Origin of the sequence: Salmonella sp. 32031103-2018-00083-FB-01-SM-01, assembly GCF_017571995.1 — a bacterium.
GTDB classification, from domain to species: Bacteria; Pseudomonadota; Gammaproteobacteria; order Enterobacterales; family Enterobacteriaceae; genus Salmonella; species Salmonella enterica.
In genome coordinates this window covers 66785-90597 of the sequence record NZ_JAGEQL010000006.1, presented here as the reverse complement: position 1 = coordinate 90597, position 23813 = coordinate 66785, and the positions used below count along the sequence as shown (strand labels likewise).

The following is a 23813-nucleotide window of genomic DNA, read 5'->3' as shown; positions in this document are numbered from 1 at the left end:
CCGGCCTACAACGGTATTTCCCCTGTAGGCCGGACAAGGCGTTCACGCCGCCATCCGGCATTGGCTTTTACTGTTACTGCTGCTGTTGAGAAGCCTGGATCGCCGTCAGGGCGATGGTGTAGACGATATCGTCAACCAGCGCGCCACGGGACAGGTCGTTCACCGGCTTGCGCATACCCTGCAGCATCGGCCCGATGGAGATCAGGTCGGCAGAACGCTGTACCGCTTTGTAGGTGGTGTTACCTGTGTTCAGATCCGGGAAAATGAACACGGTAGCGCGACCCGCAACCGGCGAGTTCGGCGCTTTAGATTTCGCTACGTCAGCCATGACCGCGGCGTCGTACTGCAACGGACCGTCGATCATCAGGTCAGGACGTTTTTCCTGCGCCAGACGCGTCGCTTCACGTACTTTCTCTACGTCGCTGCCTGCGCCAGAGGTGCCGGTGGAGTAGGAGAGCATTGCCACACGCGGTTCGATGCCGAAGGCAATGGCGGAATCCGCAGACTGAATCGCGATTTCTGCCAGCTGCTCTGCAGTCGGGTCTGGGTTGATTGCGCAGTCGCCGTAAACGTAAACCTGTTCCGGCAGTAGCATAAAGAACACAGAAGAGACCAGGGAGCTACCCGGCGCCGTTTTAATAAGCTGCAGCGGCGGACGGATGGTGTTGGCGGTGGTATGAACCGCGCCGGAAACCAGGCCGTCGACTTCGTCTTGCTCCAGCATCAGCGTGCCGAGCACCACGTTGTCTTCCAGCTGTTCGCGGGCAACCGGTTCGGTCATGCCTTTGCTCTTACGCAGCTCAACCAGGCGAGCGACATAGCTTTCACGCACCACTTCCGGATCGACGATTTCAATACCTGCGCCCAGCTCAACGCCCTGAGATGCCGCGACACGGTTGATTTCATCCGGGTTGCCCAGCAGTACGCAAGTGGCGATGCCGCGTTCAGCGCAGATTGCCGCCGCTTTGACGGTACGCGGTTCGTCGCCTTCCGGCAGCACTACGCGTTTACCGGCTTTACGCGCCAGCTCAGTCAGTTGGTAGCGGAACGCCGGCGGAGAGAGACGACGGCTACGCTCGGAAGTGGCGGTCAGCGACTCGATCCAGTCAGCGTTAACGTAGTTCGCGACGTATTCCTGAACTTTCTCGATGCGCTCATGGTCATCAACCGGGACTTCCAGATTGAAGCTTTGCAGGCTCAGTGAAGTCTGCCAGGTGTTGGTGTTCACCATAAAGACCGGCAGACCGGTGGCGAATGCGCGTTCGCACAGTTTAGAAATGCGCGCGTCCATTTCATAGCCGCCGGTCAGCAGCAGGGCGCCGATTTCTACGCCGTTCATCGCGGCCAGGCAAGCTGCGACCAGTACGTCCGGACGGTCAGCGGAGGTCACTAACAACGATCCTGCGCGGAAATGTTCCAGCATATGCGGAATACTACGCGCGCAGAACGTGACGGATTTAACGCGGCGGGTTTTGATATCGCCTTCGTTAATGATGGTGGCGTTCAGGTGACGCGCCATATCGATAGCGCGGGTCGCAATCAGGTCGAAACTCCACGGCACCGCGCCCAGAACCGGCAGCGGGCTGGATTCCTGCAGTTTAGCAGGATCGATTTTGATCACCTGCGCTTTGGAAGAGTCGTCAAAGATCTCCGACAGATCCGGGCGAGTACGGCCTTGTTCATCAACCGGCGCATTCAGTTTGTTGATGATAACGCCGGTGATGTTGGTGTTTTTCGCGCCGCCGAAGCTGCTGCGCGTCAATTCGATACGCTCGTTCAGCTGTTCTGGCGTGTCGGTCCCCTGAGACATGACAAAAACGATTTCCGCATTCAGCGTTTTCGCGATTTCATAGTTCAGAGACTGAGCGAACTGATGTTTACGGGTCGGAACCAGACCTTCAACCAGCACCACTTCCGCGTCTTTGGTATTCGCATGGTAGTTCGCGATGATCTCTTCCATCAGCACGTCTTTCTGGTTGCTGGAGAGCAGAGATTCAACGTGGCTCATCTTCAGCGGTTCAGCCGCCGGCAGGGTAGAGTTCGCGCGAACGATAGTGGTGGTCTGGTCAGGCGCATCGCCGCCAGCGCGAGGCTGGGCGATAGGCTTAAAGACGCTCAGACGAACGCCTTTGCGTTCCATAGCACGGATGACGCCGAGGCTGACGCTGGTCAGGCCGACGCTGGTTCCGGTAGGGATCAGCATAATAATACGGGACACGGTTTATCCTCTTTCGTTACCGTCTTTTGGAGACGGGTTACAAAACAGCACCGCCAGCGAGGCTGGCGGTGTCAAATCAGGCAGTCAGACGGCTCGCGTCCTGCGCGATAACCAGTTCTTCGTTGGTTGGGATCACCACCGCCGGACGGGTACCTTCTTTGTTGATGAAACCAGATTTGCCGAAGCGGGCCGCCAGGTTACGTTCGTGGTCGACTTCAAAGCCCAGCACGCCCAGTTTACCCAGAGACAGTTCGCGAACCATCGCGGCGTTTTCACCGATACCACCGGTGAACACGACTGCATCCAGACGACCGTCCATCAGAGCGGTGTAAGAACCGATGTACTTCGCCAGGCGGTGGCAGTAAACGTCCATCGCACGTTTTGCGTCTTCTTTGGTGGCGTAGTTGTCTTCGACATAACGGCAGTCGCTGGTCACTTCAGTCAGACCCAGCAGACCGGACTCTTTGGTCAGCATTTTGTTGATCTGATCTACGCTCATGCCCAGAGTGTCGTGCAGGTGGAAGATAATCGCAGGGTCGATATCGCCGGAACGGGTACCCATGACCAGGCCTTCCAGCGGGGTCAGACCCATAGAGGTATCCACGCATTTACCGTTACGGATAGCAGAAACAGAACCGCCGTTGCCCAGGTGGCAGGTGATAATGTTCAGTTCTTCTACCGGCTTGTTCAGCATTTTTGCCGCTTCCTGAGTTACATAGAAGTGGCTGGTGCCGTGTGCGCCATAGCGACGAACGCCGTGTTCTTTATACAGGCTGTACGGCAGGGCATACAGGTAAGATTCTTCCGGCATGGTCTGATGGAAGGCGGTGTCGAATACTGCAACGTTTTTATCTTTCAGCTGCGGGAAAGATTTCAGCGCTTCGGCGATACCAATCAGGTGAGCCGGGTTATGCAGCGGTGCGAAAGAGGCGGAATCTTTGATGCCCTGAATGACGGACTCATCAATGACTACGGAACTGGTATACTTCTCGCCGCCGTGTACGATACGGTGACCAATTGCAGTTAACTGCGCAGACAGTTCTGGTTTTTGTGCCAGAATAGTGTTAACGATAAAGTTCAGCGCTTCACTGTGAGCGGCGCCTGCACCTAAAGCCGCTTCTTGTTTACTGCCGTCCATTTTCCATTTGATGCGTGCTTCTGGCAGATGGAAACATTCGGCTAAACCAGAAAGGTATTCATCACCATTAACTGCATCAATAATTGCAAATTTCAGTGAAGAACTACCGCAGTTCAGAACCAGTACTAACTTACTCGACATGGAAGTACCTATTTATGATACGTGGCTAAAAAAACGTCAGTGAGCCATAGAGCGTAGCGCATGATAGCCCTGACATTTATGATTAACATCATGCGCAGGAGTTTTTTTGGGCATGATGGAAGAAATACCTTTGAGTCTATGCCATTTTGCGTATTTTTCAGCCAATGGCATACTATGTGTAATATTGACGACTCAATGATTTTAAACTACCGGCCTTTGACAGGCCGACACAGGATACCTGATAGTGGGTATCGAAGACAAAATGTTTTGAACGTTGTCCCTCGCAGTTGTTGTTTTGCACAAATTTTTTAAATTTTATATGTGAAGTTGAGGTAGGCCATGTCGACACCGGATAATCGCTCCGTAAATTTTTTTAGCTTATTTCGCCGGGGGCAGCACTACGCGAAGACGTGGCCGATGGAAAAACGGCTGGCGCCCGTTTTCATCGAAAACCGCGTCATTCGTATGACGCGCTATGCCATACGATTTATGCCGCCTGTCGCCGTTTTTACATTATGCTGGCAGATAGCACTGGGCGGTCAGTTAGGTCCGGCCGTGGCGACCGCCCTGTTCGCCCTGAGCTTGCCTATGCAGGGATTATGGTGGTTAGGGAAACGTTCCGTGACGCCGTTGCCGCCTTCAATCCTTAACTGGTTTTACGAAGTTCGCGGTAAATTGCAGGAGGCTGGACAAGCGCTGGCGCCGGTAGAAGGAAAGCCGGATTACCAGGCATTAGCTGACACGCTTAAGCGCGCCTTCAAACAACTGGATAAAACTTTCCTGGATGATTTGTAATTGACCCCGGATTACGCATATAAAAGAAGGCATACCAATGCCTTCTTTTTTCATCGCCATAGCGTGATACAGGAGTTCAAAATGGAAATGACCAACGCGCAACGTCTGATTTTGTCTAACCAGTACAAAATGATGACGATGCTCGATCCCACCAACGCCGAGCGTTACCGTCGCTTACAAACAATTATTGAACGCGGCTACGGCCTGCAGATGCGCGAGCTGGATCGCGAGTTTGGCGAGCTGACGGAAGAGACCTGTCGTACCATCATCGATATTATGGAGATGTACCATGCGCTGCACGTCTCCTGGACCAACCTCAAAGATACGCAAGCCATCGACGAACGTCGCGTCACCTTCCTGGGGTTTGACGCTGCGACGGAAGCGCGTTACCTCGGCTATGTCCGTTTTATGGTGAATATAGAAGGACGCTACACTCACTTTGACGCCGGGACGCACGGCTTTAATGCCCAGACGCCGATGTGGGAAAAATACCAGCGGATGTTGAATGTCTGGCATGCCTGCCCGCGTCAGTACCACCTGAGCGCGAATGAAATCAATCAAATCATTAATGCCTGAGGAGGCTCGCGTGCAGTGTAAAGGTTTTCTGTTTGATCTGGATGGAACGTTGGTTGACTCATTACCTGCCGTCGAACGCGCGTGGTGTAGCTGGGCCGATCGTTTTAACCTTGCTCATGATGAGGTGCTGGGCTTTATTCATGGCAAACAGGCGATCACCTCGTTGCGGCATTTTATGGCGGGTAAATCGGAGGCGGAAATTGCCGCTGAGTTTACGCGCCTGGAGCAAATAGAAGCCACTGAAACCGCAGGGATCACCGCGCTGCCGGGGGCAGTCGATTTACTCAATCACCTGAATAAAGCGGGCATTCCGTGGGCTATCGTCACCTCCGGTTCAATGCCGGTCGCGCGTGCGCGCCATCAGGTCGCGGGCCTTCCAGCGCCAGAGGTGTTTGTCACCGCCGAACGAGTCAAACGCGGCAAACCGGAGCCGGATGCGTATTTGCTGGGCGCACAACTGCTTGGCCTGGCCCCTCAGGAGTGCGTCGTAGTAGAAGATGCCCCGGCTGGCGTGCTGTCCGGACTGGCTGCGGGCTGCCACGTCATTGCGGTCAATGCGCCGGCCGACACGCCGCGTCTGGCGGATGTTGATTTTGCGTTGGATAGCCTGACGCAATTATCGGTCGCTAAACAACCAAACGGCGATGTGGTGGTGTTAAGAAAGACCTGATCATGATATCGCCCCGCTTTGGCGGGGCATATTTATGGCAGAATCTCGTTATCTTCTCATCTGACAAGGATATGTTGTGAACGGTGAATTGATTTGGGTTCTCTCTTTACTGGCGATTGCCGTCGTGTTGTTTGCGACGGGCAAAGTACGTATGGATGCGGTGGCTTTATTCGTCATTGTTGCTTTTGTCCTTAGCGGTACCTTGACCCTTCCGGAAGCCTTCTCCGGCTTTAGCGATCCGAATGTCATTCTTATCGCCGCCTTATTTATTATTGGCGACGGCCTCGTGCGCACCGGCGTTGCTACGGTGGTCGGTACCTGGCTGGTTAAAATGGCGGGCAGCAGTGAAATCAAAATGCTGGTTTTACTGATGATCACCGTCGCCGGACTTGGCGCTTTCATGAGTTCAACCGGCGTGGTGGCGATTTTTATCCCCGTTGTTCTTAGCGTTTCTATGCATATGCAGACCTCGCCTTCGCGCCTGATGATGCCGCTGAGTTTTGCCGGGCTTATCAGCGGAATGATGACGCTGGTGGCAACGCCGCCGAACCTGGTGGTTAACAGTGAACTGCTGCGTGAAGGCCTGCACGGGTTCAACTTTTTTAGTGTGACGCCGCTGGGGGTAGTGGTGTTAGCGCTCGGCATTGTTTATATGCTGGTGATGCGCTTCATGCTAAAAGGCGATGCGCCCGGACAACAGGCCGGTAAGCGGCGCACTTTCCGCGATCTTATCCGCGAGTACCGTCTGACGGGGCGCGCTCGCCGTCTGGCGATTCGCCCCGGTTCGCCGATGGTGGGACAGCGACTGGACGACCTTAAACTGCGCGAACGTTACGGCGCCAATGTCATCGGCGTTGAACGCTGGCGGCGCTTTCGGCGGGTTATCGTCAATGTGAACGGCGTATCGGAGTTTCGCGCTCGCGACGTTCTGCTGATTGATATGTCGGCGGCGGAGGTTGACCTCAGAGAGTTCTGCGCCGAGCAACTGCTGGAACCGATGGTATTGCGAGGAGAATATTTTTCCGATCAGGCGTTGGATGTCGGGATGGCGGAAATTTCGCTTATTCCGGAGTCTGAACTGATTGGCAAGTCGGTGCGTGAAATCGCCTTCCGTACACGTTACGGGCTGAATGTGGTCGGCCTGAAACGCGACGGCGTCGCGCTGGAAGGGTCGCTGGCCGATGAGCCGTTATTGATGGGCGATATCATTCTGGTCGTGGGGAACTGGAAGTTAATCAGCCTGCTGGGGCAAAAAGGCCGCGACTTTGTGGTGCTGAATATGCCGGTCGAGGTCAGCGAAGCCTCTCCTGCGCACAGCCAGGCGCCGCACGCCATTTTCTGCCTGGTACTGATGGTGGCGCTGATGTTGACCGATGAAATTCCCAACCCGATCGCGGCGATTATCGCCTGCCTGCTGATGGGAAAATTTCGCTGTATTGATGCTGAAAGCGCGTATAAAGCGATCCACTGGCCGAGCATTATCTTGATTGTGGGTATGATGCCGTTTGCGCTGGCGTTGCAAAAAACCGGCGGCGTCTCTCTGGTCGTGCAAGGGTTAATGGATATCGGCGGCGGCTATGGGCCGTATATGATGCTGGGATGCCTGTTCGTGCTGTGCGCCGTCATAGGACTGTTCATTTCTAACACGGCAACGGCGGTGCTGATGGCGCCGATTGCGCTGGCGGCGGCGAAATCGATGGGGGTGTCGCCCTATCCGTTTGCGATGGCGGTGGCGATGGCGGCCTCCGCCGCCTTTATGACGCCGGTTTCATCGCCGGTCAATACTCTGGTTCTGGGGCCGGGAAACTATAGCTTTAGCGATTTTGTGAAGCTTGGCGTGCCGTTCACGCTTATTGTGATGGCGGTTTGTATTGTGATGATTCCGATGTTGTTTCCGTTTTAACCCCAGACAGGAAAAGGCCTGATGGCGCTGCGCTTATCAGGCCTACGGGAAGAACGGTAGGCCGGATAAGGCGTTAGCCGCCATCCGGCAACTAAAGCGGTGAATCCTGGCTTATCTCGTCAAGAGAAAGATGGAAACTTGGTACGAACACCGCCATAAAATAGTCCATCTCCTGGCTGCGACGTAATTCCAGCGTTTTTTCCAACCGCGTTTTTGCCAGGCCAAACTCATTGTTTCCCGCCGATAGCTCCTCCAGGCATTTCAGGTAGGCGCAAAGCGCATCGGCCTGTTTTACGATTGCCTGTTCTTCTTCGCTCCAGGCATTCTCATCAATAAGCGGTGCGAAAATATCGCGCAATTCATCCGGCGCCATATCAACCAGCTTTTGCTGGGCGATTTTTTCGATCGCTTTATATTCCTGGGCTATCTGGGAATTAAAATATTTTACCGGCGTCGGCAGATCGCCGGTCAGTACTTCCGAGGCATCATGATACATCGCCAGAAGCGCGATGCGTTCAGCATTGAGCTGACCGCCAAATTTACGGTTTTTTATCGCCGCCAACGCATGGGCGACCATCGCCACCTGCAGACTATGTTCGGAGACGTTTTCCGTACGCACGTTACGCATCAGCGGCCAGCGGTTAATCAACTTCATGCGGGAGAGATGGGCGAAAAAATGGCTCTGCTTCATAGATTACCTTTTGTTTTCACTGCGGCAGACTTCATTGTGCGGGGAGGGAGATGAAGATGCAATTCAGGCTACCGAAGTAGCCTGAATTTAAGATTATTGATGGTAACCTGAGAGGAAACGCCCAAAACGGTTGATGGCCATCTCCAGGTCATCTTCACGCGGTAGCGTCACAATGCGGAAGTGATCCGGCCACGGCCAGTTAAAGGCGGTACCTTGTACCAGCAGCACCTTTTCCTGTAGCAGGAAGTCCAGCACCATCTTCTGGTCGTCGTGAATATTAAAACGTTTAGCGTCGATCCTGGGGAACATGTACAACGCGCCGCGCGGTTTTACGCAGGAAACGCCGGGGATATCGTTAATCAACTCCCAGGCGCGGTTACGCTGTTCATACAGTCGGCCGCCCGGCAGAATAAATTCGCTAATGCTTTGATAGCCGCCGAGCGCGGTCTGAATAGCATGTTGCGCCGGGACGTTGGCGCACAGGCGCATTGAGGCTAACATCTCCAGCCCTTCAATATAGCCCTTCGCATGTTTTTTCGGCCCGTTCAGCACCATCCAGCCCTGGCGGAAGCCGGCGACGCGATAGGTTTTAGACAAACCATTAAAGGTGATGGTCAGCAGATCAGGCGCCAGTGCGGCGATAGAGTGATGCTCGGCATCGTCATAGAGAATCTTGTCATAAATTTCATCGGCGAAGATGATGAGATTATGCTCGCGCGCAATGTTGACAATTTCCATCAACAATTCTTTAGAATAGACGGCGCCAGTAGGGTTGTTTGGATTAATAATGACAATACCACGCGTACGTGGGGTGATTTTGGCGCGGATATCGTCAAGGTCCGGGAACCAGTCGGAAGATTCATCGCAAAGATAATGTACCGCCTTGCCGCTGGAGAGCGATACCGCCGCTGTCCATAACGGATAATCGGGCGCGGGAACCAGCATTTCATCGCCACTGTTAAGCAACGCCTGCATCGCCTGAACGATCAGCTCGGAAACGCCGTTACCGATATAGATATCTTCCACGGTTACATCGCGCATTCCACGGGCCTGATAATGCTGCATAATTGCTTTACGGGCGGAATAAAGCCCTTTCGAGTCGCAATATCCTTGCGCCGTCGGCAAATTACGAATGACATCGACCAGAATTTCGTCCGGCGCTTCGAATCCGAAGGGGGCGGGGTTGCCGATATTCAGTTTAAGAACTTTATTACCTTCTTCCTCAAGGCGTTTCGCTTCTTTCAGAACGGGGCCACGAATGTCATAACAGACATTTTCGAGTTTGCTGGATTTTTCAATGGGGGACATGAATCTTGACCTTTTAGCTGTTATTGCCACTCCCTGCCGTGGAAGTCAGCACGAAACAATGTACTCCCACGACGGTGAGTTTTGAAGAGTGAACAGAAGAAGATTTTGTTTATTTTTAACGCGCTTTCGTACTGTTTAAAACTTCATAAAATCATTTGGTTAGATGTATTTTCTATTTTTGTTTGTATGTATAGTGTTTTATTCTATGTGATTGCGCGTAATGTAGTTTTTTATGTTGTTGGAAATTATCTGTTTTATGAGAGATAAGCATTCATCATTAGTGTCGCGCTGGCTATTTCGGAAATACTGAGTATTAAAGGTAAAATGAGAAGGTTAGACCTTTCCGGCGGCGGGGGGTGTGAAACTATTGTTAAGTATAATTAATGAATGGTAGAAATCTTAATTAATTATTATTTAATATTTAAAAAGCATTTACTAAAGTCGTAATAATATCTTTCTGGTCCGATTAGTATAACATATCCCAGGTTAAGATTATTCGTAATAATACTTATAAATATAGCGGTTTTAGGTTAAGATAATGATCCGAAACGGGGGCGTAGTCTGCGTTGTCTGCTAATTATCATGACGCGATTTTATACATAACCTATTGTTCAATATATTGTTTTTGTATCTGTGCGTCTCGGTAAACTATTTGACGCTGTTACAAGATTTACACGTCCATCATTAGCAGAAATCTGTAGACGCCTAAAGGTATGACACATTCTCTTTGATATATCCCGATCAGTTGCATTTGGTATTATATCAGTAAGTAAGAGAAGTGTTTTGGTCGTATTTTCAATTACATTCTAACATTTACCTGGGTAACCAGGCGGTACTGCGAAGGATGCACATTACAAATGGAATTGCTTGTTTCTGAATGCACAGCATTAACCAGGTCAGCCCGATATGACCCGCCAGTAAGTGAAAAATTATGATAAATGCAAATCGTCCGATAATTAACCTCGATCTCGATCTGCTGAGAACGTTCGTGGCCGTTGCCGATCTGAACACCTTCGCCGCGGCGGCGGCGGCGGTATGTCGTACTCAGTCTGCGGTCAGTCAGCAAATGCAGCGTCTTGAGCAACTCGTGGGAAAGGAATTGTTCGCCCGCCATGGTCGTAACAAACTTTTGACCGAACACGGTATCCAGCTTCTGGGGTACGCCAGAAAAATCCTGCGTTTTAATGATGAGGCGTGTTCATCATTAATGTTCAGTAATCTTCAGGGAGTGTTAACAATCGGCGCTTCTGATGAATCAGCTGATACTATCCTGCCTTTTTTGCTTAGCCGAATCAGCTCGGTTTATCCGAAACTCGCGCTTGATGTACGGGTAAAACGCAACGCCTATATGGTGGACATGGTTAAATCGCAGGAAGTAGATTTGGTGGTGACGACTAACCAACCTCATTCGCTGGACTGTCTGAATTTGCGGACCTCGCCCACCCATTGGTATTGTGCGGCTGAGTATGTTTTGCAAAGGGGAGAGCCTGTACCACTAGTCCTGCTGGACGATCCCAGCCCATTCCGCGATATGGTGCTGGAGACGCTAAATGCAGCGGGTATTCCCTGGCGGCTGGCCTATGTGGCGTCTACATTACCGGCGGTACGTGCGGCCGTTAAAGCCGGTCTTGGCGTAACGGCTCGACCTGTCGAAATGATGAGTCCCGACCTTCGCGTGCTGGGCGCTGCAGACGGATTACCGCCTTTGCCGGATACGGAATATCTGTTGTGCCGCGATCCCAATAGCCAGAACGAGCTGGCGATGGTGATTTTCCATGCGATGGAAAGTTATCAAAACCCATGGCATTACAACCAGTTTTCTGCAGAGGGCGGAGATGATCCGCTGATGGTGGAAGGGGGTTTTGAGTAGCTCGCAGGCAAAAGGCGCTAAGTCGTAAATGTAAAAAAGAGCCGCTGGCGATGAAAAAACGCTCAGTGGCTCTTTTTTTGTGCCCATCTGTACGCGCTTAACCGCACAAATTGTAAAAGTTGCGGTAAATCAGCCAGTAGCGATTCGCAGTTCAATGTGGGTAAAAAATAACCAGAACATTCATTTTATGAATTTGCATGTTAAAAAACTAGAGAAATTGTTGCTGTTTTAGGGGGTGAATTAACAAAAGCGTGTCACAGATCAAGAAAATACTCCCATTTAGGGGGAGGCATCTTCACAAATTCCTGTCAAAATAGATGTGTGTTATTTCTTTTGCTTCACAACGGACACGATTCAACAACATAAAATCCCCCCTGGTCGAAGAGTCATTTTCTCCAGGATGGCACTTAATGTTAATGATGATGAATTGATGTAAATTAATGTGAAGGAACTTTTGTTAAAGTTGACAAAAGGTTATAGAAAGGAGTAAAAAACCACATCAATTAGCTGTTTTTATCATTTTCTACAGTAATTGTAGGGTTTTTTTTATTCCTCCCCATGAATCGATGTGGCGCCCATCTGCCGTAAAGAGCAGAGAAACTGGCGCTACTTTTGATGAGTAAGCAATGAGTATGTCAACATCCACTGAAGTCATCGCTCATCACTGGGCATTCGCTATCTTTCTTATCGTTGCCATTGGCCTGTGCTGCCTGATGCTGGTAGGCGGTTGGTTTTTGGGCGGTCGCGCACGCGCGAGGCACAAGAACGTTCCGTTTGAATCAGGTATCGACTCGGTCGGCACCGCCCGCTTACGCTTGTCTGCCAAGTTTTACCTGGTAGCCATGTTCTTCGTTATCTTCGACGTTGAAGCGCTGTATCTGTTCGCATGGTCGACTTCTATCCGCGAAAGCGGCTGGGTTGGCTTTGTGGAAGCTGCAATTTTTATTTTTGTGTTACTGGCTGGTCTGGTTTATCTGGCGCGTATTGGCGCGTTGGACTGGACGCCCGCGCGTTCACGCCGCGAGCGTATGAACCCGGAAACGAACAGTATCGCTAATCGTCAACGCTAACCGCGAGGCATTAAGATGGATTATACGCTCACCCGCATAGATCCTAACGGTGAGAATGACCGTTACCCCCTGCAAAAACAGGAGATCGTAACTGACCCCCTGGAGCAGGAAGTTAACAAAAACGTGTTCATGGGCAAACTGCATGACATGGTTAACTGGGGCCGTAAAAACTCAATTTGGCCCTACAACTTCGGCCTTTCTTGCTGCTATGTAGAGATGGTGACCTCTTTTACCGCAGTGCATGACGTCGCCCGTTTCGGCGCGGAAGTGCTGCGTGCGTCGCCACGTCAGGCTGACCTGATGGTGGTGGCCGGTACCTGCTTTACCAAAATGGCCCCGGTTATTCAGCGTCTGTATGACCAAATGCTGGAGCCAAAATGGGTCATTTCTATGGGCGCCTGCGCCAACTCCGGCGGCATGTACGATATTTATTCGGTAGTGCAGGGCGTTGATAAGTTTATCCCGGTGGATGTGTATATCCCTGGCTGTCCGCCGCGTCCGGAAGCGTATATGCAGGCGTTGATGCTGCTGCAAGAATCGATTGGCAAAGAGCGCCGTCCGCTCTCATGGGTGGTGGGCGATCAGGGCGTGTATCGCGCCAATATGCAGCCAGAACGCGAACGTAAACGCGGCGAGCGTATTGCCGTCACGAACCTGCGTACCCCGGACGAGATTTAATTTGCGCCTGTCGGCAGCAGCACTTCACTTCGCTAACCACTATTTTAATAGCGCGAAGCACTGCCGACCACCACGGACCATTTGCAATGGTGAACAATATGACCGACTTAACCGCGCAAGACGCTGCATGGAGTACCCGCGATCATCTTGATGATCCGGTTATCGGCGAACTGCGCAACCGTTTTGGGCCGGATGCCTTTACCGTTCAGGCGACCCGCACCGGTATCCCCGTTGTTTGGGTCAAGCGTGAACAACTACTGGAGGTTGGCGATTTCTTAAAGAAACTGCCGAAACCTTACGTCATGCTGTTTGACTTACACGGCATGGATGAACGCCTGCGTACGCACCGTGACGGGTTACCCGCCGCGGATTTTTCCGTTTTCTACCACCTGATTTCCATTGAGCGTAATCGCGATATCATGCTCAAGGTGGCGTTGTCTGAAAACGACCTGCGCGTGCCGACCTTCACTAAACTTTTCCCTAACGCCAACTGGTACGAGCGTGAGACCTGGGAGATGTTTGGTATTGATATCGAAGGCCACCCGCACCTGACGCGCATCATGATGCCGCAAACCTGGGAAGGCCATCCGCTGCGTAAAGATTATCCGGCGCGCGCGACCGAATTCGACCCGTTTGAGCTGACCAAAGCCAAGCAGGATCTGGAAATGGAAGCGCTGACCTTTAAGCCGGAAGACTGGGGGATGAAGCGCGGGACTGACAACGAGGACTTTATGTTCCTCAACCTCGGCCCGAACCACCCGTCTGCGCACGGTGCGTTTCGTATTATCCTGCAACTTGACGGCGAAGAAATCGTCGACTGCGTGCCGGATATCGGTTATCACCACCGCGGCGCCGAAAAAATGGGCGAGCGCCAGTCCTGGCATAGCTACATTCCCTATACCGACCGTATCGAATACCTCGGTGGTTGCGTCAATGAAATGCCGTACGTGCTGGCGGTAGAAAAGTTGGCAGGGATCACCGTCCCGGATCGTGTGAACGTCATCCGCGTGATGCTCTCCGAACTGTTCCGCATTAACAGTCATCTGCTGTACATCTCGACCTTTATTCAGGACGTCGGCGCGATGACGCCGGTCTTCTTTGCCTTTACCGACCGGCAGAAAATTTATGACCTGGTGGAAGCCATTACCGGTTTCCGTATGCACCCGGCCTGGTTCCGTATCGGCGGCGTCGCGCACGACTTGCCGCGCGGTTGGGATTGCCTGCTGCGAGAGTTCCTTGAGTGGATGCCGAAGCGTCTGGATTCTTACGAGAAAGCCGCGCTGCGTAACACCATTCTGAAAGGGCGTTCGCAGGGCGTTGCCGCTTACGGCGCGAAAGAGGCGCTGGAGTGGGGCACCACCGGCGCAGGGCTGCGCGCGACCGGGATCGACTTCGACGTGCGTAAATGGCGTCCATACTCTGGCTACGAAAACTTTGACTTTGAAGTGCCGGTGGGCGGCGGCGTTTCCGACTGCTATACCCGCGTGATGCTGAAAGTGGAAGAGCTGCGCCAGAGTCTGCGCATTCTTCAGCAGTGCCTCGATAACATGCCGGAAGGCCCGTTCAAAGCGGATCACCCGCTGACCACGCCGCCGCCGAAAGAGCGCACGCTGCAACATATCGAAACCCTGATCACCCACTTCCTGCAGGTCTCCTGGGGCCCGGTAATGCCGGCGCAGGAGTCCTTCCAGATGGTGGAAGCGACGAAGGGGATTAACAGTTACTACCTGACCAGCGACGGCAGCACTATGAGCTACCGTACCCGCGTGCGCACGCCGAGCTTTGCGCACCTGCAGCAGATTCCCTCGGCGATCCGCGGTAGCCTGGTCTCCGACCTGATTGTCTATCTGGGTAGTATCGATTTTGTTATGTCAGATGTGGACCGCTAATTATGCACGAGAATCAACAACCACAAACCGAGGCTTTTGAGCTGAGTGCGGCAGAGCGTGAAGCGATAGAGCACGAGAAGCACCACTACGAAGACCCGCGTGCGGCGTCCATTGAAGCGCTGAAAATCGTTCAGAAGCAGCGTGGCTGGGTGCCGGACGGCGCGATCTACGCTATTGCCGATGTGCTGGGTATTCCGGCGAGCGACGTCGAAGGCGTCGCCACATTCTACAGCCAGATCTTCCGTCAGCCGGTCGGTCGCCACGTGATTCGCTACTGCGACAGCGTGGTGTGCCATATCACCGGCTATCAGGGGATTCAGGCCGCGCTGGAAAAAAATCTCAACATCAAACCGGGGCAGACGACCTTTGATGGTCGCTTTACGCTGCTGCCGACCTGCTGCCTGGGGAATTGCGATAAAGGGCCGAACATGATGATTGATGAGGATACTCACAGCCATCTGACCCCGGAAGCCATTCCTGAACTACTGGAGCGGTATAAATGAAAAACGTTATCCGTACTCCCGAAACCCACCCGCTGACCTGGCGTCTGCGCGATGACAAACAGCCGGTCTGGCTGGATGAATATCGTAGCAAAAACGGCTACGAAGGCGCGCGTAAGGCGCTGACCGGCCTGTCTCCGGATGAAATCGTCAGCCAGGTAAAAGACGCCGGTCTGAAAGGGCGCGGCGGCGCGGGCTTTTCCACCGGTCTGAAGTGGAGCCTGATGCCGAAAGATGAATCCATGAACATCCGTTACCTGCTGTGTAACGCCGATGAAATGGAGCCGGGCACCTATAAAGACCGTCTGCTGATGGAACAGCTGCCGCACCTGCTGGTGGAAGGTATGCTGATCTCCGCGTTCGCGCTGAAAGCGTATCGTGGTTACATCTTCCTGCGCGGCGAATATATCGAAGCGGCTGTACATCTGCGCCGTGCGATTGCTGAAGCAACCGAGGCCGGGCTGCTTGGCAAAAATATCATGGGCACCGGGTTCGACTTTGAACTGTTTGTCCACACCGGGGCAGGGCGTTACATCTGTGGTGAAGAAACGGCGCTGATTAACTCCCTCGAAGGCCGCCGCGCGAACCCACGCTCCAAGCCGCCCTTCCCTGCGACCTCCGGCGTATGGGGCAAACCGACCTGTGTGAATAACGTCGAAACGTTGTGCAACGTCCCGGCAATCCTCGCCAACGGCGTGGAGTGGTACCAGAACATTTCGAAAAGCAAAGATGCGGGTACCAAGCTGATGGGCTTCTCAGGCCGCGTGAAGAATCCGGGCCTGTGGGAATTACCGTTCGGCACCACCGCGCGCGAGATCCTCGAAGACTACGCGGGCGGTATGCGCGATGGCCTGAAATTCAAAGCCTGGCAGCCGGGCGGGGCGGGAACCGACTTCCTGACCGAGGCGCATCTTGACCTGCCGATGGAGTTCGAAAGCATCGGTAAAGCAGGCAGCCGTCTGGGCACCGCGCTGGCGATGGCGGTAGACCACGAAATCGGCATGGTATCGCTGGTGCGTAACCTGGAAGAGTTCTTTGCCCGCGAATCCTGCGGCTGGTGTACGCCATGCCGCGACGGGCTGCCGTGGAGCGTGAAAATTCTACGCGCGCTGGAGCGTGGCGAAGGCCAGCCGGGGGATATCGAGACACTTGAGCAACTGTGTCGTTTCCTCGGACCGGGTAAAACCTTCTGCGCGCATGCGCCGGGCGCGGTTGAGCCACTGCAAAGCGCAATTAAGTATTTCCGCGAAGAATTCGAAGCTGGCATCAAGCAGCCGTTCAGTAATACCCATTTAATCAATGGTATTCAGCCGAACCTGCTCAAAGAGCGCTGGTGAGTTAACGATTTTTAATTTGGAAGCATGCTAATGGCTACGATTCATGTAGACGGCAAAGAATACGAGGTCAACGGCGCGGACAACCTGCTACAGGCATGTCTGTCCCTCGGCCTTGATATTCCGTATTTTTGCTGGCACCCGGCGCTGGGAAGCGTCGGTGCTTGCCGCCAGTGTGCGGTGAAGCAATACCAAAACGCGGAAGATACGCGTGGTCGCCTGGTGATGTCCTGTATGACGCCAGCCACCGACGGTACCTTTATCTCTATTGACGACGAAGAAGCGAAACAGTTCCGTGAAAGCGTGGTGGAGTGGCTGATGACTAACCACCCGCACGACTGTCCGGTTTGTGAAGAGGGCGGTAACTGCCATCTTCAGGATATGACCGTGATGACGGGTCACAGTTTCCGTCGCTACCGTTTCACCAAACGTACCCACCGCAACCAGGATCTGGGGCCGTTCATCTCTCACGAAATGAACCGCTGCATCGCCTGCTACCGTTGTGTGCGTTACTACAAAGATTATGCCGACGGCACCGATCTGGGCGTCTATGGCGCGCATGACAACGTCTACTTCGGGCGTCCGGAAGACGGTACGCTGGAAAGCGAATTCTCCGGTAACCTGGTCGAGATTTGCCCGACCGGCGTCTTCACCGATAAAACGCATTCCGAGCGTTACAACCGTAAATGGGACATGCAGTTTGCGCCGAGCATCTGCCAGCAGTGTTCCATCGGCTGTAACATCAGCCCGGGCGAGCGCTATGGCGAACTGCGCCGTATCGAAAACCGTTACAACGGTACCGTTAACCACTACTTCCTCTGCGACCGCGGTCGTTTCGGCTATGGCTATGTGAACCTGAAAGACCGTCCGCGTCAGCCGGTTCAGCGCCGTGGTGATGACTTTATTACTCTCAACGCCGAGCAGGCGATGCAGGGCGCGGCGGATATTCTGCGCCAGTCGAAGAAAGTGATCGGTATCGGTTCGCCACGCGCCAGCATTGAGAGCAACTTTGCGCTGCGTGAGCTGGTTGGTGCGGAAAACTTCTACACCGGTATCGCGCGCGGCGAGCAGGAACGTCTGCAACTGGCGCTGAAAGTGTTGCGTGAAGGCGGAATTTACACCCCGGCGCTGCGGGAAATCGAATCTTATGACGCGGTACTGGTATTGGGCGAAGACGTTACCCAGACCGGCGCGCGCGTTGCGCTGGCGGTACGCCAGGCGGTGAAAGGTAAAGCGCGTGAAATGGCGGCGGCGCAGAAAGTAGCCGACTGGCAGATTGCGGCCATCCTGAACATCGGCCAGCGTGCCAAACATCCGCTGTTCGTGACCAACGTGGACGGCACCCGTCTGGATGATATCGCCGCCTGGACCTATCGCGCGCCGGTGGAAGATCAGGCGCGCCTGGGCTTTGCGATTGCTCATGCGCTGGACAATACAGCGCCTGCGGTTGACGGTATCGACAGCGACTTACAAAACAAAATTGATGTCATTGTGCAGGCGTTGGCCGGCGCGAAAAAACCGCTGATTATCTCCGGCACTAACGCCGGTAGCAGTGAGGTGATTCAGGCGGCCGCCAACGTGGCGAAAGCGCTGAAAGGCCGTGGCGCCGACGTCGGTATTACTATGATTGCCCGCTCCGTGAACAGCATGGGGCTGGGTATGATGGGCGGCGGTTCGCTTGATGATGCGTTGGGCGAGCTGGAAACCGGCAGTGCGGACGCGGTGGTGGTGCTGGAAAACGATCTCCACCGTCATGCAAGCGCTACGCGCGTGAACGCTGCGCTCGCCAAAGCGCCGCTGGTGATGGTGGTTGACCATCAGCGCACGGCGATTATGGAAAACGCGCATCTGGTGCTTTCCGCGGCAAGCTTCGCCGAAAGCGATGGTACGGTCATCAACAACGAAGGGCGCGCGCAGCGCTTCTTCCAGGTTTATGATCCGGCCTACTACGATAACAAGACGATTATGCTGGAAAGCTGGCGCTGGCTGCATTCACTGCACAGCACCGTCGAAAACCGCGAAGTGGACTGGACTCAGCTTGACCACGTGATCGACGCGGTCATTGCCGCCATGCCGCAATTTGCCGGTATTAAAGACGCCGCGCCGGATGCGACCTTCCGCATTCGTGGGCAGAAGCTGGCGCGCGAACCGCATCGTTACAGCGGTCGTACCGCAATGCGCGCCAATATCAGCGTGCACGAACCACGTCAGCCGCAGGATAAAGACACCATGTTCGCCTTCTCAATGGAAGGGAATAACCAACCGACTGCCCCGCGATCTGAAATTCCGTTCGCCTGGGCGCCGGGCTGGAACTCCCCGCAGGCGTGGAACAAATTCCAGGATGAAGTGGGCGGCAAACTGCGTCACGGCGATCCGGGCGTGCGTTTGATTGAAGCGACTGAGGGCGGTCTGGATTATTTCACTACCGTGCCGGCAAGCTTCCAGGCGCAGGACGGTCAGTGGCGTATTGCGCCGTATTACCACCTGTTTGGCAGCGACGAATTGTCTCAGCGTTCTCCGGTCTTCCAGAGCCGTATGCCGCAGCCGTATATCAAACTTAACCCGGCGGATGCCGCGAAGTTGGGCGTCAATGCCGGGACGCGCGTCTCCTTTAGCTACGATGGCAATACGGTGACGCTGCCGGTTGAAATCTCTGAAGGGTTAGCGGCAGGGCAGGTAGGGCTGCCGATGGGTATGCCTGGCATCGCGCCGGTTCTGGCTGGCGCGCGTCTTGAGGATCTGCGGGAGGCGCAACAATGAGTTGGATTACACCGGATCTGATTGAGATCCTGCTGAGCATTCTCAAAGCGGTGGTGATTCTGCTGGTGGTCGTTACCTGCGGGGCCTTCATGAGCTTTGGCGAACGTCGTCTGCTGGGTCTGTTCCAGAACCGTTATGGACCAAACCGCGTTGGCTGGGGCGGCTCGCTCCAGCTGGTCGCGGACATGATCAAGATGTTCTTTAAAGAAGACTGGATCCCGAAATTCTCGGATCGCGTCATCTTTACCCTGGCGCCGATGATCGCGTTTACTTCGCTGCTGCTCTCCTTCGCCATTGTGCCGGTTAGCCCTAATTGGGTGGTGGCCGATTTAAACATCGGGATTCTGTTCTTCCTGATGATGGCCGGTCTGGCGGTTTACGCGGTGCTGTTCGCCGGTTGGTCGAGCAACAACAAATACTCGCTGCTGGGCGCGATGCGTGCGTCTGCCCAGACGGTGAGCTACGAAGTGTTTCTTGGTCTTTCCCTGATGGGCGTGGTGGCGCAGGCCGGTTCATTTAATATGACCGATATCGTCAATAACCAGGCGCATCTGTGGAACGTGATTCCGCAATTCTTTGGGTTTGTTACTTTCGCCATCGCGGGCGTAGCGGTCTGTCACCGTCACCCGTTTGACCAGCCGGAAGCCGAGCAGGAACTGGCGGACGGTTACCACATCGAATATTCCGGTATGAAATTCGGTCTGTTCTTTGTGGGGGAGTACATCGGCATCGTCACCGTTTCCGCGCTGATGGTAACGTTGTTCTTCGGTGGCTGGCATGGCCCGTTCTTACCGCCATTCGTCTGGTTCGCGCTGAAAACCGCGTTCTTCATGATGATGTTCATTTTGATTCGTGCGTCGTTACCGCGTCCGCGTTATGACCAGGTAATGTCCTTCGGCTGGAAAGTTTGCCTGCCGCTGACGCTCATCAACTTGCTGGTAACGGCGGCTGTCATTCTGTGGCAGGCGCAATAAGGGACACAAAGACCATGACCTTAAAAGAATTATTAGTAGGTTTCGGCACTCAGGTACGTAGTATCTGGATGATCGGCCTGCATGCGTTCGCCAAACGCGAAACGCGGATGTATCCGGAAGAGCCGGTCTATTTACCGCCCCGTTACCGTGGCCGTATCGTGCTCACGCGCGACCCGGACGGTGAAGAGCGCTGCGTTGCCTGTAACCTGTGTGCGGTAGCCTGTCCGGTAGGCTGTATCTCTCTGCAAAAAGCGGAGACCAAAGATGGCCGCTGGTATCCGGAATTTTTCCGCATTAACTTCTCACGCTGCATCTTCTGCGGCCTGTGCGAAGAAGCGTGCCCGACCACGGCGATTCAGTTGACCCCGGACTTCGAACTGGGCGAATACAAACGTCAGGATCTGGTGTACGAAAAAGAGGATCTGCTGATTTCCGGTCCGGGCAAATACCCGGAATATAACTTCTACCGGATGGCGGGTATGGCAATCGACGGCAAAGATAAAGGCGAAGCAGAGAACGAAGCCAAGCCTATCGACGTCAAGAGCCTGTTACCGTAAGGAGAGGGCAATGGAATTCGCTTTTTATATCTGTGGCCTGATAGCCATCCTCGCGACCCTGCGAGTGATCACCCATACCAATCCGGTACACGCGCTGTTGTATCTGGTGATATCGCTACTGGCGATTTCCGGGGTGTTCTTTTCGCTGGGCGCTTATTTTGCCGGTGCGCTGGAAATTATCGTCTACGCAGGCGCCATCATGGTGCTGTTTGTGTTCGTGGTGATGATGCTCAACCTCGGCGGCAGCGAAATCGAACAGGAACGCCAGTGGCTGAAGCCGCAGGTGTGGATTGGTCCGGCGGTTTTGTCGGCCATTATGCTGGCGGTTATTGTGTACGCCATTCTGGGCGTTAACGACCAGGGCATCGACGGCACGCCGATTAGCGCGAAAGCGGTGGGCATCACGCTGTTCGGGCCTTATGTTCTGGCGGTGGAACTGGCGTCGATGCTGCTGCTGGCAGGCCTGGTGGTGGCGTTCCATGTCGGTCGTGAAGAGCGTGCGGGTGAAGTGCTAAGCAACCGCGCCGATGACCGCGCGAAAAGAAAAACGGAGGAGCGCGCATGATCCCCTTAACACACGGACTGATCCTCGCTGCGATTTTATTCGTCCTGGGTTTAACCGGTCTGGTTATCCGCCGCAATCTGCTGTTTATGCTGATCGGGCTGGAAATCATGATTAACGCCTCCGCGCTGGCCTTTGTGGTCGCCGGGAGCTACTGGGGCCAGACCGATGGTCAGGTGATGTACATTCTCGCCATCAGCCTTGCGGCTGCGGAAGCGAGTATTGGACTTGCGCTGTTGCTGCAACTCCATCGCCGTCGCCAGAACCTGAACATCGATTCAGTAAGTGAGATGCGTGGATGAACATGCTTGCCTTAACCATTATTCTGCCATTGATTGGCTTTGTACTGCTGGCGTTCTCTCGCGGACGCTGGTCGGAAAATCTCTCCGCGACCATTGGCGTGGGCTCCGTTGGTCTGGCGGCGTTGGTGACAGCGTTTGTCGGGATGGATTTCTTCGCCAACGGCAAACAGGCGTTCAGCCAGCCGCTGTGGACGTGGATGTCGGTCGGTAACTTCAACATCGGTTTTAACCTGGTGCTGGACGGCCTGTCGCTGACCATGCTCTCTGTGGTCACCGGCGTCGGCTTCCTGATCCACATGTTCGCGTCCTGGTACATGCGTGGAGAAGAGGGTTACTCCCGCTTCTTCGCTTATACCAACCTGTTTATCGCCAGCATGGTTGTTCTGGTGCTGTCCGATAACCTGCTGTTGATGTACCTCGGCTGGGAAGGCGTGGGCCTGTGCTCTTATCTGTTGATCGGCTTCTATTACAGCGATCCGAAGAATGGCGCAGCGGCAATGAAAGCCTTCGTGGTGACCCGTGTCGGTGACGTATTCCTCGCCTTCGCGCTGTTCATCCTCTACAACGAACTGGGCACGCTGAACTTCCGCGAAATGGTCGAGCTGGCGCCAGCGCACTTTGCTGACGGCAACAACATGCTGATGTGGGCGACGCTGATGCTGCTGGGCGGCGCGGTCGGTAAATCTGCGCAGCTTCCGTTGCAGACCTGGCTTGCCGACGCGATGGCCGGCCCGACGCCGGTCTCCGCGCTGATCCACGCCGCTACCATGGTGACCGCCGGTGTCTACCTGATCGCTCGTACCCATGGTTTGTTCCTGATGACCCCGGAAATTCTGCATCTGGTGGGCATTATCGGGGCGATTACGTTGGTCATGGCGGGTTTCGCCGCGCTGGTGCAGACCGACATCAAACGCGTGCTGGCCTATTCCACCATGAGCCAGATTGGCTACATGTTCCTGGCGCTCGGCGTACAGGCGTGGGATGCGGCAATTTTCCACCTGATGACGCACGCCTTCTTTAAAGCGCTGTTGTTCCTGGCGTCCGGCTCGGTCATTCTGGCCTGCCATCACGAACAGAACATCTTTAAGATGGGCGGTCTGCGTAAGTCGATTCCACTGGTGTATGCCTGCTTCCTGGTGGGGGGCGCGGCGCTGTCGGCGCTGCCGCTGGTCACTGCGGGCTTCTTCAGTAAGGATGAGATCCTGGCTGGCGCGATGGCGAACGGTCATATCAATCTGATGGTGGCGGGCCTGGTCGGCGCGTTCATGACCTCCCTGTACACCTTCCGGATGATTTTCATCGTCTTCCACGGTAAAGAACAAATTCACGCTCATGCAGGGAAGGGGATTACCCACCATCTGCCGCTGATTGTCCTGATGATTCTGTCTACCTTTGTTGGCGCGCTGATTGTGCCGCCGCTGCAGGGAGTGCTGCCGCAGACAACTGAACTGGCGCATGGTCGCGTCATGACGCTGGAAATTACCTCTGGCGTAGTAGCGATTGCCGGCATCCTGATTGCCGCATGGCTGTGGCTGGGTAAACGCACGCTGGTGACGTCGATCGCCAACAGCGCGCCGGGCCGTCTGCTGGGGACCTGGTGGTATAACGCCTGGGGCTTTGACTGGCTGTACGACAAAGTATTCGTCAAGCCATTCCTCGGTATCGCCTGGCTGCTGAAGCGCGACCCGCTTAATGCGTTGATGAACATTCCGGCTATCCTTTCCCGTTTTGCAGGCAAAGGCCTGGTACTGAGCGAGAACGGTTATTTGCGCTGGTATGTGGCATCAATGAGCATTGGCGCTGTCGTTGTGCTGGCACTGTTGATGGCACTGCGTTGATCGTAAAGTGAATTTTATCCAAATTCGTTGAAAATCAGG

21 protein-coding genes are annotated in these 23813 nt (G+C 54.2%); 17 read left to right on the top strand and 4 right to left on the bottom strand.

Going from position 1 to position 23813, the window contains the following annotated elements:
- Positions 1-73: 73 nt before the first annotated feature.
- Both pta and ackA read right to left on the bottom strand, forming a co-directional pair.
- Positions 74-2218 carry a phosphate acetyltransferase gene (gene pta, locus J4614_RS17170; protein WP_000086690.1) on the bottom strand — a complete coding sequence of 715 codons (2145 nt, stop codon included), beginning with the start codon at positions 2216-2218 and terminating at the stop codon, positions 74-76.
- Between the two features lie 76 nt (positions 2219-2294).
- On the bottom strand, positions 2295-3497 hold the full coding sequence (ackA, locus tag J4614_RS17165; protein WP_000095689.1) for an acetate kinase: 1203 nt from the start codon (positions 3495-3497) through the stop codon (positions 2295-2297).
- Between the two features lie 339 nt (positions 3498-3836).
- Between ackA and yfbV the strand changes: the two genes are divergently transcribed.
- From yfbV to J4614_RS17145, 4 genes are all read left to right on the top strand, one after another.
- Entirely contained in the window at positions 3837-4292 is a 456-nt protein-coding gene (yfbV, locus tag J4614_RS17160; protein WP_023214995.1) for a terminus macrodomain insulation protein YfbV, read from the top strand.
- Positions 4293-4373: 81 nt separating this feature from the next.
- A complete protein-coding gene (locus J4614_RS17155) occupies positions 4374-4868 on the top strand; it encodes a YfbU family protein (RefSeq protein ID WP_000426135.1) in 495 nt (164 codons plus the stop codon).
- Positions 4861-5538 (top strand): sugar phosphatase, encoded by a 678-nt coding sequence (locus J4614_RS17150; protein ID WP_001555201.1) that lies wholly within the window; start codon positions 4861-4863, stop codon positions 5536-5538. Before J4614_RS17155 ends, J4614_RS17150 begins: the two co-directional genes overlap by 8 nt.
- Positions 5539-5614: 76 nt before the next feature.
- The gene (locus J4614_RS17145) at positions 5615-7441 is read left to right on the top strand and encodes an SLC13 family permease (RefSeq protein ID WP_001012861.1); all 1827 of its coding nucleotides are present in this window, start codon (positions 5615-5617) and stop codon (positions 7439-7441) included.
- A 91-nt stretch (positions 7442-7532) separates the two neighbouring features.
- On the opposite strand, the gene yfbR is transcribed toward J4614_RS17145, so the two are convergent.
- Both yfbR and alaA read right to left on the bottom strand, forming a co-directional pair.
- Positions 7533-8132 carry a 5'-deoxynucleotidase gene (gene yfbR / locus J4614_RS17140; RefSeq protein ID WP_000813882.1) on the bottom strand — a complete coding sequence of 200 codons (600 nt, stop codon included), beginning with the start codon at positions 8130-8132 and terminating at the stop codon, positions 7533-7535.
- Between the two features lie 93 nt (positions 8133-8225).
- Positions 8226-9440, bottom strand: coding sequence for an alanine transaminase AlaA (gene alaA, locus J4614_RS17135; RefSeq protein ID WP_000074540.1), 1215 nt, complete (start codon positions 9438-9440; stop codon positions 8226-8228).
- Between the two features lie 931 nt (positions 9441-10371).
- Here alaA and lrhA point away from each other — a divergent pair.
- The 13 genes from lrhA to nuoL all read left to right on the top strand — a co-directional run bounded on the left by lrhA (position 10372) and on the right by nuoL (position 23774).
- On the top strand, positions 10372-11310 hold the full coding sequence (gene lrhA, locus J4614_RS17130) for a transcriptional regulator LrhA (RefSeq protein ID WP_000606288.1): 939 nt from the start codon (positions 10372-10374) through the stop codon (positions 11308-11310).
- A gap of 79 nt (positions 11311-11389) precedes the next feature.
- Positions 11390-11542, top strand: a complete 153-nt coding sequence (locus tag J4614_RS17125; protein ID WP_001121022.1) for a hypothetical protein — start codon at positions 11390-11392, stop codon at positions 11540-11542.
- 394 nt (positions 11543-11936) lie between these two features.
- On the top strand, positions 11937-12380 hold the full coding sequence (nuoA, locus tag J4614_RS17120) for an NADH-quinone oxidoreductase subunit NuoA (protein WP_000062993.1): 444 nt from the start codon (positions 11937-11939) through the stop codon (positions 12378-12380).
- Between the two features lie 15 nt (positions 12381-12395).
- Positions 12396-13058 carry an NADH-quinone oxidoreductase subunit NuoB gene (gene nuoB, locus J4614_RS17115; protein ID WP_000386728.1) on the top strand — a complete coding sequence of 221 codons (663 nt, stop codon included), beginning with the start codon at positions 12396-12398 and terminating at the stop codon, positions 13056-13058.
- Between the two features lie 86 nt (positions 13059-13144).
- Positions 13145-14947, top strand: coding sequence for an NADH-quinone oxidoreductase subunit C/D (nuoC, locus tag J4614_RS17110; protein WP_208293256.1), 1803 nt, complete (start codon positions 13145-13147; stop codon positions 14945-14947).
- A 2-nt stretch (positions 14948-14949) separates the two neighbouring features.
- Positions 14950-15450 (top strand): NADH-quinone oxidoreductase subunit NuoE, encoded by a 501-nt coding sequence (nuoE, locus tag J4614_RS17105; RefSeq protein WP_000545038.1) that lies wholly within the window; start codon positions 14950-14952, stop codon positions 15448-15450.
- A complete protein-coding gene (gene nuoF / locus J4614_RS17100; protein ID WP_000800048.1) occupies positions 15447-16784 on the top strand; it encodes an NADH-quinone oxidoreductase subunit NuoF in 1338 nt (445 codons plus the stop codon). Before nuoE ends, nuoF begins: the two co-directional genes overlap by 4 nt.
- 30 nt (positions 16785-16814) lie before the next feature.
- Positions 16815-19541 (top strand): NADH-quinone oxidoreductase subunit NuoG, encoded by a 2727-nt coding sequence (gene nuoG, locus J4614_RS17095; RefSeq protein ID WP_001528469.1) that lies wholly within the window; start codon positions 16815-16817, stop codon positions 19539-19541.
- Complete coding sequence (gene nuoH / locus J4614_RS17090; RefSeq protein WP_000118515.1) at positions 19538-20515, top strand: NADH-quinone oxidoreductase subunit NuoH; 978 nt, start codon at positions 19538-19540, stop codon at positions 20513-20515. Before nuoG ends, nuoH begins: the two co-directional genes overlap by 4 nt.
- Before the next feature lie 14 nt (positions 20516-20529).
- Positions 20530-21072: an NADH-quinone oxidoreductase subunit NuoI gene (gene nuoI / locus J4614_RS17085; protein ID WP_000172747.1), complete on the top strand. Its 543-nt coding sequence runs from the start codon at positions 20530-20532 to the stop codon at positions 21070-21072.
- A gap of 10 nt (positions 21073-21082) precedes the next feature.
- Positions 21083-21637 (top strand): NADH-quinone oxidoreductase subunit J, encoded by a 555-nt coding sequence (nuoJ, locus tag J4614_RS17080; protein ID WP_000393522.1) that lies wholly within the window; start codon positions 21083-21085, stop codon positions 21635-21637.
- Positions 21634-21936, top strand: coding sequence for an NADH-quinone oxidoreductase subunit NuoK (nuoK, locus tag J4614_RS17075; RefSeq protein WP_000612687.1), 303 nt, complete (start codon positions 21634-21636; stop codon positions 21934-21936). Before nuoJ ends, nuoK begins: the two co-directional genes overlap by 4 nt.
- Positions 21933-23774 carry an NADH-quinone oxidoreductase subunit L gene (gene nuoL / locus J4614_RS17070; RefSeq protein WP_001056581.1) on the top strand — a complete coding sequence of 614 codons (1842 nt, stop codon included), beginning with the start codon at positions 21933-21935 and terminating at the stop codon, positions 23772-23774. The genes nuoK and nuoL overlap by 4 nt, the downstream gene beginning before the upstream one ends.
- Positions 23775-23813 lie beyond the last annotated feature (39 nt).